A 13428-nucleotide genomic window follows, 5' to 3' on the forward strand; every position below is an offset into this window, starting at 1 on the left:
CGGGCGCGATGGACCTGGGAGAAATCATGAAACGAAACGAGACGCCGGCCTCGATGCGCAGGCGCGCAAGATCGGCGCGAGGCTCGGGCCGCCTGGCGGTTTGGCTGCTCACGCTGGCAGTGCTGATGCTCGGCCTTGGCACACGTACCGTGTTCGCCGCGAGCATAAGCTGCTCGGGAACAGCGCAGACGGTAACGCTGGCGATGCCGGCCTCGGTGACGATCCCGCGCGATGCAGCGGTCGGCACCCTGCTAACCGGCTGGTTCAGTACCTCGAACGTTCCCAACTACTACACATGCACGGTGTCGGGTGTGGTGTCCTCGGGTATGGTCTTCGAACCGCAGTCGATGACCAGGGCCGGCATGACCGTGGCCGCGCAAAATGGTGGAACCTATACCGTCTGGAATACCAATGTGCCTGGCGTCGGTATCGCGATCGGCGCGGCTACTTTCGCGAACCAATGCGGAAACCAGCCCTGGAGGGATCTCGGCGTTCCGCTTTCGATATTCCCCAGCCCGTGGACGGGCTCCGCCTGCAACTCAAACGGCATCGTTACTTCGATCACCAACGGTGGCCAGGTCCAGGCGGCGCTGGTCAAGACCGGTCCGATCACGGCGGGCACCGTGACGGGCGGCGTGCTGGCCGTGGGGGCGTCTGCAACGAATACCGGCGGCTCCGTCTATACGGTCGCCGCGTCGCCCCTCGTGTCGTTCTCGCTAACCCCGACCATCGTCAACGTGGCGGCGTGCACCACGCCGAACGTGACGGTCAACATGGGCTCGTATATGCAGTCGGCATTCAAGGGCATCGGCTCGACCACCTCGCCGGCTATTCCGGTCACCGTGGCTGTCAATGCCTGCCCGTCGGGCCTGAATACGATCCAGTACCAGTTCATCCCGGTCAACGCCGTGCTCGACAGCACCAACGGCGTGCTGGCGCTGTCGAGCGATTCGACGGCCAGCGGCATCGGCCTGCAACTGAAGGACAACAGCGGCAATGCGCTGAAATACAACACGCAGTACACGCTGACGGGCTACAGCAAATCGACAGGCGGCTCCTACACGATTCCGCTCAAGGCCACGTACTACCAGACGTCCGCCAGCGTGAAGGCCGGCAGCGCGAATGCGGTGCTGACCTTCACCATGACGTATCAGTAAGGCAGGCGCAGCGGATTTTGACGCATACGGAACTTGCCCCTGCATGACCAGGCGCGTGGTCACGCTGCGGTTGGGGAGTTCGCTTGCGGGCGAGACTCGCGCGTGGCGAGCGGTAGTTCACTCCACCGTCACCGATTTGGCCAAATTCCTAGGCTTGTCAATATCCGTCCCCCTGGCCAACGCCGCGTGATACGCCAGCAACTGCATCGGCACCGTATGCAGAATCGGCGAAAGCGGCCCGTAGTACTCATTCAGCCGAATCACCTCGATCCCGTCACTCGGCACCAACCCGCAGTCCACATCCGCAAACACAAAAAGCCTTCCATTCCGCGCACTGACCTCATGCATGTTCGACCTGAGCTTCTCGAGCAGCATGTCATTCGGCGCAACCGCAATCACCGGCATCTCGTTGCTGACGAGCGCAAGCGGCCCATGCTTCAGCTCCCCCGCCGGATAAGCCTCCGCGTGAATATAAGAGATCTCCTTCATCTTCAGCGCACCCTCGAGCGCGATCGGGTAATGCATCCCGCGCCCGAGAAACAGCATGTTGTCGCGCCTTGCGAGCAGTTCCGACCACGCCATGATCTGCGGCTCCAGCGCGAGCACCTTCGACATCGCATCGGGCAGATGCCGCAGCGCGCGCAGATGTTCCTTCTCCTCGTCGTCACTCAACCGCCCGCGCACCTGCGCAAGCGACAGCGTGAGCAGGAATAGCGCAACGAGCTGCGTCGTAAAAGCCTTCGTCGAAGCCACCCCGATCTCGATCCCCGCGCGCGTGACGAACTGCAGCGCACACTCACGCATCAACGCACTCGTCGCGACGTTGCAGATCGCGAGCGTATGCATCATCCCGCTCTGCTTCGCGACATGCACCGCGCCGAGCACATCGGCCGTCTCGCCGCTTTGCGACACCGCGACGACGAGCGTGCGCGGATTCGGCACGCTGTCGCGATAACGAAACTCGCTGGCAATTTCTACGCTGGCCGGCAGCTTCGCGATGCTCTCGATCCAGTACTTCGCGGTCAACGCGGCGTGATAGCTGCCGCCGCATGCGAGCAACAGCACCGAGTCGACATCGTTGAACACGCGCCACGCACCGTCGCCGAACAGCTCGGGCATGATCGACGCGACGTCGAGCAGCGTATCGGCCACCGCCTGCGGTTGCTCGAAGATCTCCTTCTGCATGTAGTAGCGGTACGACCCGAGATCGGCCGCGCCGCTATGCGCGGCGACCCGCTGCACCGCGCGCTCGACGCGCTGGCCGGCCGCATCGACGATCCAGTAGCGATGCAGCTGGATATCGGCGACGTCGCCGTTCTCCAGATACGCGATGCGATCCGTGATGCCCGACAGCGCAATCGCATCGGACGCGAGAAAATTCTCGCCTTCGCCGACGCCGACCACGAGCGGCATCCCGTCGCGCGCGCCGACGATCCGGTGCGGCTCGTCGCGGCACATCACCGCGATTGCGTAGCTGCCGCGCAATCGCGCGACGGCGCGGCGCACCGCGTCGAACAGGTCGCCGTCGTACAGGTGGTCGATCAGGTGCGCGATTGCCTCGCTGTCGGTCTGGCTCGCGAACACGTAGCCGTGCGCCTGCAGTTCCGCGCGCAACGGGTCGCAGTTCTCGATGATCCCGTTATGCGACAGCGCGATGCGCGCGTTGGCATCGCTCGGCGAGAAGTGCGGATGTGCGTTGAGCGTGACGGGCGCGCCGTGCGTGGCCCAGCGCGTATGCGCGATGCCGGTGTAGCCCGACAACGCATGATCGGCGATCTCGCGCTGCAGGTTCGCGACGCGATCGACGCTGCGGGCACGCGCCAGCGCACGGTCGCGATAGACCACGACGCCGCACGAGTCGTAGCCGCGGTATTCGAGCCGCTTCAGGCCGTCGACAAGGTTCGGCAGGATGTCCCGCTGGGCGACCGCCCCGACAATTCCACACATATCGCGCTCCGTAAATGTCCTGTCTGGACCAGTGAGAGCGATGGTAGAGGCGGTCGAATGGAATTAAATTTCAAAATACAAGAAAAAATGAAACGAACAGCAGATCGTCTATCATATTGAAATTAAATTTCACACCCTGACCGGAAGGAGCTGCCAATGGCCGGCATCACCCTCGACGATCTCGACCTGCGCATCCTCGCGATCCTGCAGGACGACGCGTCGGTGTCGAACCTGCAACTGGCCGAGCGCGCACTGTCGTCGCCGCCCACTTGCATGCGTCGCGTGCGCCGGCTGACCGAGGCCGGCGTGATCCGCCGGCAGGTCGCGGTGCTCGACCCGGTGGCGATCGGCACGGCCGTCACGGCGCTGATCGAGATCAGCCTCGACCGGCAGACAGCCGAAGACTACGACGCATTCGAAGCGTACGTGTGCGCGGAGCCGGCTGTCACGCAGTGTTATCGCGTGTCGCCGGGGCCCGATTTCGTCGTGGTGGCCGATCTGGCCGATGTCGCCGAATACGACGAATTCGCGCGACGGCTGTTCACCGGCGCATCGAACGTCCGCAACGTGCGCACATTCTTCTCGACGCATCGCGCGAAGTTCGAAGCGAACGCGCGGGTCGCGCATGCGATGCGCAAGCGCACGTGATCGCGTCGTTCGCTCGTCGTCACGCGGCGGACACGTCCACCAGTTGCAGCGGCTTGCCGTACCCGAAGCAATGCGCCGGTTCGGGAAACACGCGCTGCCGCACGTCGTGCGCGTACTGGCGGATCGCGTCGCGCGTCACCGCATTCGCATCGGCGTAACGCTTCACGAAGCGCGGCGTGTACGCATCGAATGCACCGATCATGTCTTCGGTCACGAGCACTTGCCCGTCGCAGGCGGGCGATGCGCCGATGCCGATCGTCGGGATCGTCAGCGTTTCGGTCAGGTGGCGTGCGAGCGCTTCGGCGGTGCCCTCGATGACGACGCTGAACGCGCCGGCCCGCTCGGCCGCGCACGCGGCGTCGAACACCTGCGCGGCCGAACGCGGGTCCATTCCCTGCGCGCGGAAGCCGCCTGTTGCATTGGCCTGCTGCGGCATGAGGCCGACATGCGCCATCACCGGGATGCCGCGATCGGTCAGGAAGCGGATCGTGTCGGCCATCTCGCTGCCGCCTTCGAGCTTCACGGCCTGCGCGCCGGTTTCCGCAAGCAGGCGCGCCGCGGAACGATAGGCCTGCGCAGGCGATTCCTGGTACGTCGAGAACGGCAGGTCGACGACGACGCACGCTTGCGCCGCGCCGCGTACGACGGCCGCACCGTGTGCAATCATCATGTCGAGCGTGACGCGCAGCGTATCGGGCATCCCGTACAGCACCATGCCGACGGAATCGCCGACGATGATCACGTCGGCCACGTCGTCGACCAGCTTCGCCATCGGCGCGGAATACGCGGTCAGCGACACGAGGCTGCCGATGCCTTTGGTCGAGCGGATCGCGGTGACGGTCTTGCGGGTGGTGCGGGTGTGAGCGCTCATGAGCGGAAGCCGTGTGAAAGAAGAGCCGTCACGGTAGCATCGCGCTCGTTCGTGCAATGACCTTCGGAGGACGTCTTATGTTGCTGGCGGGACAATCGGTTGACCCTTACGCAGTGCCGCCGATGGCGCGCTTGCCGAGGCCGCTGTTCGTGCGTGCGTTCGAGATTCCCGGCAACGCGAGCGTCGACGCGCACAGTCATCCGTGGGCCCAGCTGATGTATGCGACGAGCGGCGTGCTCGAGGTGTCGACGCCGTCGGGCCGGCAGCTGCTGCCGCCGCACTATGCGATGTGGATTCCGCCGCACGTACCGCATGCGGTGTCGACGCGCGATTGCGTCGCGTTCCACAGCCTGTATCTCGACGAAGCGATCGCGCGCGACGACGCGAACGACGACTGCACGATTCTCTGCATGACGCCGCTGCTGCGCGAACTGGTGATCGCGACCGGCGAGTTGCCGGTGAACTACGACGAGACGGGGCCGGACGGCGCGCTGGTCTGCCTGATCGCCGACCGGATCGCGCGCATGCGCCCGGCGCCGCTGACGGTGCCGCTGCCGCGCGATCCGCGCCTGCTGAAAATCGCACGCGCGTTGCATGCGTATCCGGGCGATACGCGCAGCCTCGACGAATGGGGGCATCAGGTGGGCGCGACGCGGCGCACGTTGTCGCGGCTGTTCCGGCAGGACACGGGGCTGTCGTTCACCGAATGGCGGCAGGCCGTGCGGCTGCTCGCGTCGCTGCCGCTGCTCGATGCGGGCGAGCCGATCGGCGCGGTGGCCGCGCAACTGGGCTACGACTCGACGTCGTCGTTCATCGCGCTGTTCCAGGCGAAGTTCCGCATGACGCCCGGTGCGTATGCGAAGCGTGAAGCGCGCCGGCCTGTCTTGACTGCGTGACGCGGCATCGCGCGCCGCTCACGGTCGTTCAGAACGCGAGCGCTGTCTGCACTGGATGAGCTGCGCCGCGCTGGAACCCGGCGCCTTCGAGCGACAGCAGCGCGCGCTTGCGGTCGATGCCGCCCGCATAGCCGGTCAGGCTGCCCGACGCGCCGACCACGCGATGGCACGGCACGATGATCGATACCGGATTCCGGCCAACGGCACCGCCCACTGCGCGTGCACCGCTCATCGGCAACCCGACGCGTTCGGTGATGTCCCCGTACGTCACGAGTTCGCCGAACGGAATCGCGAGCAGTTCCTTCCACACGCGCCGCTGAAACGTCGTGCCGCGCAGGTGGATCGGCACCGAGAACGTTTCGCGCATGCCGGTGAAGTATTCCGCGATTTCTTCCGCGACCTTGCGCGCGATCGGCGACGACGCGTGCGCGTCTGCTTTATCCGCGATCGCAAGCGACGGGAAGTATTTCTGGCCGACGAAGTACAGGCCTGTCAGCGCATCGTCCTCGATGCGCACGGCGATGTCGCCCAGCGGGCTCGGAATCAGGTGAGCGGGAGTCATCGCGATATTTCTCCATGAAGGCGCCACACATGCAGTGCGGCATACGCGCGCCAGGGCGCCCAGCGCGCGGCATGCGGCGCAGATGATGGCACACGTGCGCGTTCGGTGCGGGCAGGCAGCAACCCATCGTCGGCCGGGAACGCATTCGGCCAGGCCATCGCACGCATCGCGACGTACTGCACCGCGCGCTCGTCGAAGCCGGGCAACGCGCGCAGCGCGGCGAGCGTCGCGTCGAGCGGCGCCATCGGTTCGAGCGCGAGTGTGCCGTCGGCGACCGCACGAGCGAGCGACACGATCGCCTGCGCCACTTCGCGTGCGATGCCGAGTGCATCGAGGGCGGCCGGCGGCAACGCAGCCAGCATCGCTGCGGAAGGCAGCGCATGCGTGAGCCCCGGCGGCGCGCCGTCCACCGGGGTGCCGAAGCGTTCGGCGATGCGTGCCAGCACGGCACTCGCCTGCGCTGCCGCGAGCTGCTCGCCCGCGATCGCGCGGATCGCAATCTCGAGGCCGTCGAACGCGCCGGGTACACGCAGGCCGGGCGAGCCGCTCGCGAGTTCGCCGAGATGCGCGTCGATCACGTCGGGGCGGCTGTCGAGATCGAACAGCCGCCGCACGCGTGCGAGCACGGCCGGCACGACCGGCGTCAGCGCGGGCGACACGGTGACGGCCAGCGCGAACCGCTGCGGCACGTGCGCGACGGACAGCCAGCCCGTCACGCGGCCGGTGCCGCCGTCGCGGTTCGGATTCGGGTTCGGGTTCGGCAGTTCGACGACGCGCGCATAACGCTGCGCGTCGATCCGCTCGACGCCGTCGATCTGCCGCTGCGCGAGGAAGCGCATCAGGTCGGCCCACGCGAACGGCGGCCGGTACGGCAGCGGGAACGTCATGTCGCCCTCGGCGGAGGGGCCGGCCCCTTTACGCAGCCGCAACGGATTGAGGCCGTAGCGCTGGCGGAACAGGTCGTTGAAGCGCCGCACGCTGCCGAACCCGGCCGTCGATGCGACGACGGCCACCGGCAACGCGGTGTCGGTCAGCAGCCGCTTGGCCATCAGCAGCCGGTGCGTCTGCGCGAATTCGACCGGCGACACGCCGAACTGCGCGGCGAAGATCCGGCGCAGATGGCGTTCGGTCACGCCGACCCGCTGCGCGAGCGCGTCGACGGAATGCAGGTTCAGGAAACCGTCCTCGATCAGCGTGGCGGCTGCGTCGGCGAGATTGCCGGACAGGTCGAGCAGCCCGTGACCGGGCGCGAGCTCGGGGCGGCACCGCATGCACGGCCGGAAGCCCGCTTTCTCGGCGGCCGCGGCGGTCGGGTAATAACGACAGTTCCGCGCTTTCGGCGGCTTGACCGGGCAGACGGGGCGGCAATACACGCCGGTCGTCGACACGCCGACGAAGAACCAGCCGTCGAAACGGCGGTTCCGCGAAAGCAGGGCGTCATAGCAGGTGTCGGGATCGAGGCGCATGAAACGACTGTAAACCATCCGCGCGACCGATTCTGGCTGGAATCGGACATGTGTATCGGCCGCCGCGCGCGCCGTCCGCGCGTTGGAAAATCCGGGAAAAACGGTTAATGCCGGGCTGCGAAACAGTCGTCTCTTTTGCCGCGACGAATTTGAGATGACTCATCGAAATCCCCGACTGACAGCGCACTGTCAGGCGCTCTATCCTTTGAAAAACGTTTTCCAGATTGATTGGCGATCGGCCGTGCCGCGACAGCGTGCCCGCGGCCCGCCCCGGCGCCGGTCGCCGGTCAACGAACATCGTGCGGCGCGACGGGCGCGGCCGCGCATCGGAGACATTCATGCAATCTGCCGTCGTCGGCACGGTCCGCGCCGTCGCCAGCCGCTACCGCTGGACCGTCTGTGCGCTGCTGTTTTTCGCGACCGTCATCAACTACATGGATCGGCAGATTCTCGGCCTGCTCGCGCCGATGCTCCAGCACGACATCGGCTGGAGCCAGGTGCAGTACGGCCGCATCGTGATGGCGTTTTCCGCGTTCTATGCGCTCGGGCTGCTCGGCTTCGGGCGCATCGTCGACTGGCTCGGCACGCGCATCTCGTACGCGCTGGCGATGCTGGTGTGGAGCATCGCCGCGATGCTGCACGCGGCGGTCGGCTCGGTGATGGGCTTCGCATTCGTGCGCGCGCTGCTCGGGATCGGCGAGGGCGGCAACTTCCCGGCCGCGATCAAGACGACGGCCGAGTGGTTCCCGCGCCGCGAACGCGCGCTCGCCACCGGCATCTTCAACTCGGGCGCGAACATCGGCGCGGTGTTCGCGCCGGCGATCATCCCGGCGATCGCGGTGGCCTACGGCTGGCGCGCGGCGTTCGTGATCATCGGTGCGATCGGCCTCGTATGGCTCGTGGTGTGGCTCGTGCTCTATCGCCAGGCCGACACGCGCGCGCTCGCCGCGGAATACGACGAACCGCGCGACGAGGCCGAAGCGCTCGACGCGGCGAACGCGAACGCCGGCGCGCCGCGCTGGGGCGAACTGATTCGCAAGCGCGAGACGTGGGCGTTCCTGATCGGCAAGTTCCTGACCGATCCGGTGTGGTGGTTCTACCTGTTCTGGCTGCCGAAGTGGCTCAACGAGTCGCGCGGGATGGACATGCAGCACATCGGCCTGCCGCTCGTCTGCATCTATGCGCTGACGACGGTCGGCAGCATCGGCGGCGGCTGGCTGTCGTCGATGCTGCTGCGCGCGGGCTGGAGCGTGAACGGCGCGCGCAAGACAGCGATGCTGATCTGCGCGTGCTGCGTGCTGCCGATCGCGTTCGTGTCGCAGGTGCAGAGCCTGTGGATCGCGGTGCTGATCGTCGGCCTCGCCGCCGCCGCGCACCAGGGCTGGTCGGCGAACCTGTTCACGACGGCATCCGACCTGTTCCCGCGCCGCGCGGTCGCGTCGGTGGTCGGCATCGGCGGGATGGCCGGTTCGATCGGCGGCGTGCTGTTCTCGGAAGTGATCGGCCAGGTGCTGCAACGCACGGGCCACTACTGGGTGCTGTTCGCGATCGGCGCGTCGGCCTACCTGATCGCGTTGGCCGTGATGCATGTGCTCACGCCGAAGATGAAGCCCGCGAAACTCGACGCGTGATGGTGCGCCGTACAAGCGAACGCGCCGCCCCTGGGGCGGCGCGTTTTGTTTTGGCGTTCGGGGAAGCGGTGCACCCCGCGCGCTTCAACCGGCGGCGGCCGCGGCCGTCGACGCGCGCATGATCAGCCGCGGCTCGAACGTCGAATAACTCGCATCGGTGCGCCCGGCGAGCGCGTCGATCAGCTTCTGCATCGCGAGCTCGCCCATGTTCTCGCTCTGGATGTCGACGGTGGTCAGCGCGGGCGCCGCGTATTCGCCGTACGGCACGTTGTCGATGCCCGCGACTGATACGTCCTGCGGCAGCCGGAAGCCGAGCGACGCGGCCTCCTTCATGAAGCCGAGCGCGATCAGGTCGTTGTAGCAGATCACCGCCTGCGGGCGCTGCGGCCCGAGCATCACGCGCGAACATGCGCGCTCGCCGGCCTCGGCGGTCGGCGCGTGCGCGTCGTGCACGTCGAGCGTGAGCCCCGCTTCGGCGAGGCAGTCGCGCGCGCCCTGGATCCGCTCGTCGTTCACGCGCGCCGTGCCGAAACCGAGATACGCGATGCGCGTGTGCCCGAGATTGAGCAGGTGACGCGCGAGCATGTAGGTCGACAACCGGTTGTCGATGCCGACGCTCGGAATCGGCAGGCCGGGGCTGCGGCGCAGCAGCACGAGCGGCTTGTTGAGATCGAGCATCCAGCCGGCTTCGTCGTCGGGCATCCGCGTGCTGACGATCAGCCCGTCGACCCGTTGCGCGAGCGCCTCGATCAGCGAGCGTTCGCGCGCCTGGCTCTCTTCGGTATCGACGAGCAGCAGCGTGTAGTCATGCTGGAGTGCGATGCGGTTCGCGCCCTTGACCACGTTCGTGAAGTGCGGGTTGCTGATGTCGAGGATCACGAGGCCGATGGTGCGCGTGCGCCCGGTGATCATTGAACGCGCGAGCGGGTTCGAACGGTAGCCGAGCCGCTCGATCGCTTCCTTGAGCCGCGCCTCGACGGTCGGCGAGAAACGCTGCGTGCCGTTCACGTACTTCGATACCGTCGCGACCGACACGCCGGCTTCCGCGGCCACGTCGCGGATCGTCGGGGAAACTTTTTTCATCAGTTACTCTAAGAAACCATCGCAGACGATGGCCGGCAGGAACGGAGTGCACTTGACAGGCAGCTTCTTCCGCCGGCTAGGATGACCGGCATGATCCTTGTTTACCGCTACCGGGTGAAGTCGCTCAACGGCCTGCTGAACCAGCAGAGCCATACGGTGAACTACGTCTGGAACTTCTGCAACGACACGCAGAAGCATGCGCTCAAGTGGAACAAAAAGTGGCCGACGGGTTTCGACCTGAACGTGCTGACGACCGGCAGCAGCAAGGAGCTTGGTATCCACTCCGGTACCATCAACGCAACCTGCGAGCAATTTGCGAAGTCGCGCAGCCAGCGCCGGCGGCCCTACTTGCGCTATCGCGGTAGGAAATCGCTTGGCTGGGTGCCGCTGAAGGGGCGTGACCTGAAGCGCGAAGGAGATGCGTTTCGCTTCGCTGGCAGGACCTTCCGTGTGTTCAATAGCCGGCCGCTTCCTGACGGCAAGATCAAGGACGGCACCAATTTCGCGCAGGACGCGCGCGGCAACTGGTTCCTGAATATTGTGATCGAGATGCCCGATGTTCAAGCCCGGCCGATCCGTTCCGGTGTCGGTATTGATCTCGGCCTGAAAGACTTCGCCACACTTTCGACCGGCGAGAAGCTGCCCAACGACCGGTTCGGCCGGCGAGGGGCAGAAAAGCTGGCGAAGGCGCAACGAGCGAGAAAGCACAAGCGGCACATCGCGAAGCTTCATGCCAAGGTGGCGAACGCCCGCGCCGATTTCCAGCACAAGCTCGCGCTCGATCTGGTGCGGCGCTTCGATTACATCGCGGTCGGCAATGTGTCGGCCGCGAAACTCGCCAAAACCAGGATGGCGAAGAGTGTCTACGACGCATCCTGGTCGTCCTTCCGAAACAGGCTCCGCTACAAGGCGATCGCGCACGGAGTCACGTTCGACGAAGTGGACGAAAACGGTTCTACCCAATCCTGTTCGTCGTGCGGGTCGAAAGACGGCACGACGCGGCCGAAAGGTATCGCGGGATTGCGAATAAGAGAATGGACCTGCAGTCACTGCGGTGTCGAGCATGATCGTGATACCAATGCTGCGCTGAATATTCTCCGATGCGGACGTGCATCGCCAGATGTGGGAATCACCCGCCGCTAGGCGGGGGAGGACGTCAACGGGAGGGTAACGTTTTCGTTCCATTGCGCCGGATTGTGGCAGAAAAAACGAGCAAGTGATCCCGAGTTGATATCGGGAAAGTGCGGATGGCTGCAATTGAGATCGGCCATTGACGCATCGCTTTCCTTCCGCGTATAGTAGGAAAACGTTTTCCAAAATTGAACTAATTCCAGATCAGAGTCAACAGGAGATTCAATGAACGCCTCATCTACCGGCGCGCGCAAACCGTTCGGGCGCCTGTTGCTGACGGGCGCGGCCGGCAACCTCGGCCGCCAGTTGCGCGGCGCGCTCGCCGACTGGGCCGACGTCGTGCGCGTCAGCGACATCGCGGTGCTGGACGACGCGGCTGCGCATGAAGAAACCCGCGTCGTGGATCTGGCCGACCGGCCGGCCGTGATGCAGCTCGTTGACGGCGTGGACGCGATCGTCCACCTCGGCGGCATTTCGGTCGACGCGCCGTTCGACGATCTCGTCGATGCGAACATCACCGGCACGTACAACCTGTACGAAGCCGCGCGCAAGCACGGCGTGAAGCGCGTCGTGTTCGCGAGCTCGAACCATGCGATCGGCTTCCACCCGGTCACGGAAGTGCTCGACGCCGATTCGCCGCTGCGCCCCGACAGCCTGTATGGCGTGACGAAGTGCTTCGGCGAATCGCTGTCGCGCTACTACTTCGACCGTTTCGGCATCGAGACCGTGTGCCTGCGGATCGGCTCGTCGTTCGAGGTGCCGAAGAACCCGCGCATGCTTGTGACGTTCCTCAGCTATCGCGACTTCATCGAGCTGGTGCGTTGCTCGCTGCTGACGAACCGCGTCGGGCACGCGATCGTCTACGGCGCGTCGGACAACCCGGTGAAGTGGTGGGACAACACCAAGGCCGGTTTCCTCGGCTTCCGGCCGCGCGACAGCTCCGAGCAGTTCGCGGGGCTGTTCCCGGTCGCGGCGCCGACCGCCGACTACGACGATCCTGCGCAGCGGTTCCAGGGCGGCGGGTTCGTTGTTGGCGAGCCAATGGAGCGGAAGGCGTAGGCGGCACGGTCGGCCGAGGGGCCGCTTCATTGACGACGGATTTGCGGTTGCGGTAAAAGGAAAACCATCCGGTGCGACAGGTTCCGCCATGCGGGGCCGCAAAACGACGAACACGCCGGAAGGCTGCATGCGTTGCGCGACGCTCGGGGGCACGACGTCGCGCTTCGCCGCAATCCGATCGAATAATCACAATATCGAGAGCAATGAAGAAAACCCTGTTGACGCTGAGCCTCGTGCTGGCCATGGCGCCGGCGTTTGCCGACCTGCAGGCCGGCCTTGACGCCTATGAGAAGAAGGACTACCAGGCCGCCATCCCCGAACTGACGACCGCGGCGAACGCGGGTAACGCCGAAGCGGCTGCGCTGCTCGGCGAGTACTACCAATACGGGCACGGGGACAAGGAGGATGCGGTGAAGTGGAGCTTCATCGCCGCCCAGCACGGCGACGTGAAGATGCAGTACGACATGGGCATGCGGATCGACGATATCGCTTGGCAGCTGTTCCGGTACGAGGAGAATCCGGCCAAGCGCTATTTCCGCGTGGCCGCGGACTGCTTGCAGCTGGCGGCCGATCGTGGCTACGCGCCCGCGCAGAGTGCGCTCGGCATGATGTACGACCAGGGGATGAAGCTGCCCGAAGACCTCGGCAAAGGGATTGCACTGTATCGTGCGGCCGCGCGCCAGGGCGACCCGCTGGGGCTTGAAAGCATGGGGACGCTGTATCAGCAGGGGCGTGGCGTGAAGGAGAGTCTGCCGACCGCGTATACGTTCTACCTTGCCGCGGTGAAAGCGGGGAACGGCAGCCACATGGTCAGGTTCTCCGAGTCGATGGTCAGCCAACTCGATACCGTCTTGCCGGCGCGTGACCGCGCGCGGGCGAAGGCGACCATCGACGCGTGGCAACCGGGGCAGCCGCTCAAGGGAATGTAACGCGGTATCAGGACGCGCGGCGCGCACCGGCGACCTTGCAGGCCGATG

13 protein-coding genes are annotated in these 13428 nt (G+C 65.7%); 7 read left to right on the forward strand and 6 right to left on the reverse strand.

The annotated features are described in order from the left end of the window. The coding region (locus VL15_RS36655; RefSeq protein ID WP_329955987.1) for a fimbrial protein at positions 1 to 1157 on the forward strand (1157 nt) is incomplete at its 5' end. A 117-nt stretch (positions 1158 to 1274) separates the two neighbouring features. Here VL15_RS36655 and glmS read toward each other — a convergent pair. Then, a complete protein-coding gene (gene glmS / locus VL15_RS36660; protein ID WP_048251708.1) occupies positions 1275 to 3104 on the reverse strand; it encodes a glutamine--fructose-6-phosphate transaminase (isomerizing) in 1830 nt (609 codons plus the stop codon). 156 nt (positions 3105 to 3260) lie between these two features. Between glmS and VL15_RS36665 the strand changes: the two genes are divergently transcribed. Beyond that, positions 3261 to 3752 carry an Lrp/AsnC family transcriptional regulator gene (locus VL15_RS36665; RefSeq protein ID WP_048251710.1) on the forward strand — a complete coding sequence of 164 codons (492 nt, stop codon included), beginning with the start codon at positions 3261 to 3263 and terminating at the stop codon, positions 3750 to 3752. A gap of 19 nt (positions 3753 to 3771) precedes the next feature. Here VL15_RS36665 and panB read toward each other — a convergent pair whose 3' ends face one another. Next, positions 3772 to 4623 carry a 3-methyl-2-oxobutanoate hydroxymethyltransferase gene (gene panB, locus VL15_RS36670; RefSeq protein ID WP_048251712.1) on the reverse strand — a complete coding sequence of 284 codons (852 nt, stop codon included), beginning with the start codon at positions 4621 to 4623 and terminating at the stop codon, positions 3772 to 3774. 77 nt (positions 4624 to 4700) lie between these two features. On the opposite strand from panB, the gene VL15_RS36675 reads away from it, so the two are divergent. Further along, a complete protein-coding gene (locus tag VL15_RS36675; protein WP_048251713.1) occupies positions 4701 to 5519 on the forward strand; it encodes an AraC family transcriptional regulator in 819 nt (272 codons plus the stop codon). 28 nt (positions 5520 to 5547) lie between these two features. On the opposite strand, the gene VL15_RS36680 is transcribed toward VL15_RS36675, so the two are convergent. Genes VL15_RS36680 through VL15_RS42935 form a run of 3 tightly spaced genes read right to left on the reverse strand, consistent with a single transcriptional unit; the run spans position 5548 to position 7887 of the window. Beyond that, positions 5548 to 6081 carry a methylated-DNA--[protein]-cysteine S-methyltransferase gene (locus VL15_RS36680; RefSeq protein ID WP_048251714.1) on the reverse strand — a complete coding sequence of 178 codons (534 nt, stop codon included), beginning with the start codon at positions 6079 to 6081 and terminating at the stop codon, positions 5548 to 5550. Then, positions 6078 to 7565: a DNA-3-methyladenine glycosylase 2 family protein gene (locus tag VL15_RS36685; RefSeq protein ID WP_048251715.1), complete on the reverse strand. Its 1488-nt coding sequence runs from the start codon at positions 7563 to 7565 to the stop codon at positions 6078 to 6080. The genes VL15_RS36680 and VL15_RS36685 overlap by 4 nt, the downstream gene beginning before the upstream one ends. After that, complete coding sequence (locus tag VL15_RS42935; protein WP_196319668.1) at positions 7519 to 7887, reverse strand: hypothetical protein; 369 nt, start codon at positions 7885 to 7887, stop codon at positions 7519 to 7521. The genes VL15_RS36685 and VL15_RS42935 overlap by 47 nt, the downstream gene beginning before the upstream one ends. On the opposite strand from VL15_RS42935, the gene VL15_RS36690 reads away from it, so the two are divergent. Further along, positions 7886 to 9178, forward strand: a complete 1293-nt coding sequence (locus VL15_RS36690; protein ID WP_048251787.1) for an MFS transporter — start codon at positions 7886 to 7888, stop codon at positions 9176 to 9178. The genes VL15_RS42935 and VL15_RS36690 overlap by 2 nt on opposite strands. A gap of 84 nt (positions 9179 to 9262) precedes the next feature. Here VL15_RS36690 and VL15_RS36695 read toward each other — a convergent pair whose 3' ends face one another. Then, the gene (locus VL15_RS36695) at positions 9263 to 10261 is read right to left on the reverse strand and encodes a LacI family DNA-binding transcriptional regulator (RefSeq protein WP_048251717.1); all 999 of its coding nucleotides are present in this window, start codon (positions 10259 to 10261) and stop codon (positions 9263 to 9265) included. A 90-nt stretch (positions 10262 to 10351) separates the two neighbouring features. Between VL15_RS36695 and VL15_RS36700 the strand changes: the two genes are divergently transcribed. From VL15_RS36700 to VL15_RS36710, 3 genes are all read left to right on the forward strand, one after another. Beyond that, positions 10352 to 11404 (forward strand): RNA-guided endonuclease InsQ/TnpB family protein, encoded by a 1053-nt coding sequence (locus VL15_RS36700; RefSeq protein ID WP_048251789.1) that lies wholly within the window; start codon positions 10352 to 10354, stop codon positions 11402 to 11404. 213 nt (positions 11405 to 11617) lie between these two features. Beyond that, positions 11618 to 12451 carry an NAD-dependent epimerase/dehydratase family protein gene (locus VL15_RS36705; RefSeq protein WP_048251719.1) on the forward strand — a complete coding sequence of 278 codons (834 nt, stop codon included), beginning with the start codon at positions 11618 to 11620 and terminating at the stop codon, positions 12449 to 12451. A gap of 203 nt (positions 12452 to 12654) precedes the next feature. Beyond that, positions 12655 to 13380 (forward strand): tetratricopeptide repeat protein, encoded by a 726-nt coding sequence (locus VL15_RS36710; protein ID WP_048251720.1) that lies wholly within the window; start codon positions 12655 to 12657, stop codon positions 13378 to 13380. Positions 13381 to 13428 lie beyond the last annotated feature (48 nt).

The organism is Burkholderia cepacia (assembly GCF_001039005.1).
GTDB lineage: Bacteria > Pseudomonadota > Gammaproteobacteria > Burkholderiales > Burkholderiaceae > Burkholderia > Burkholderia theae.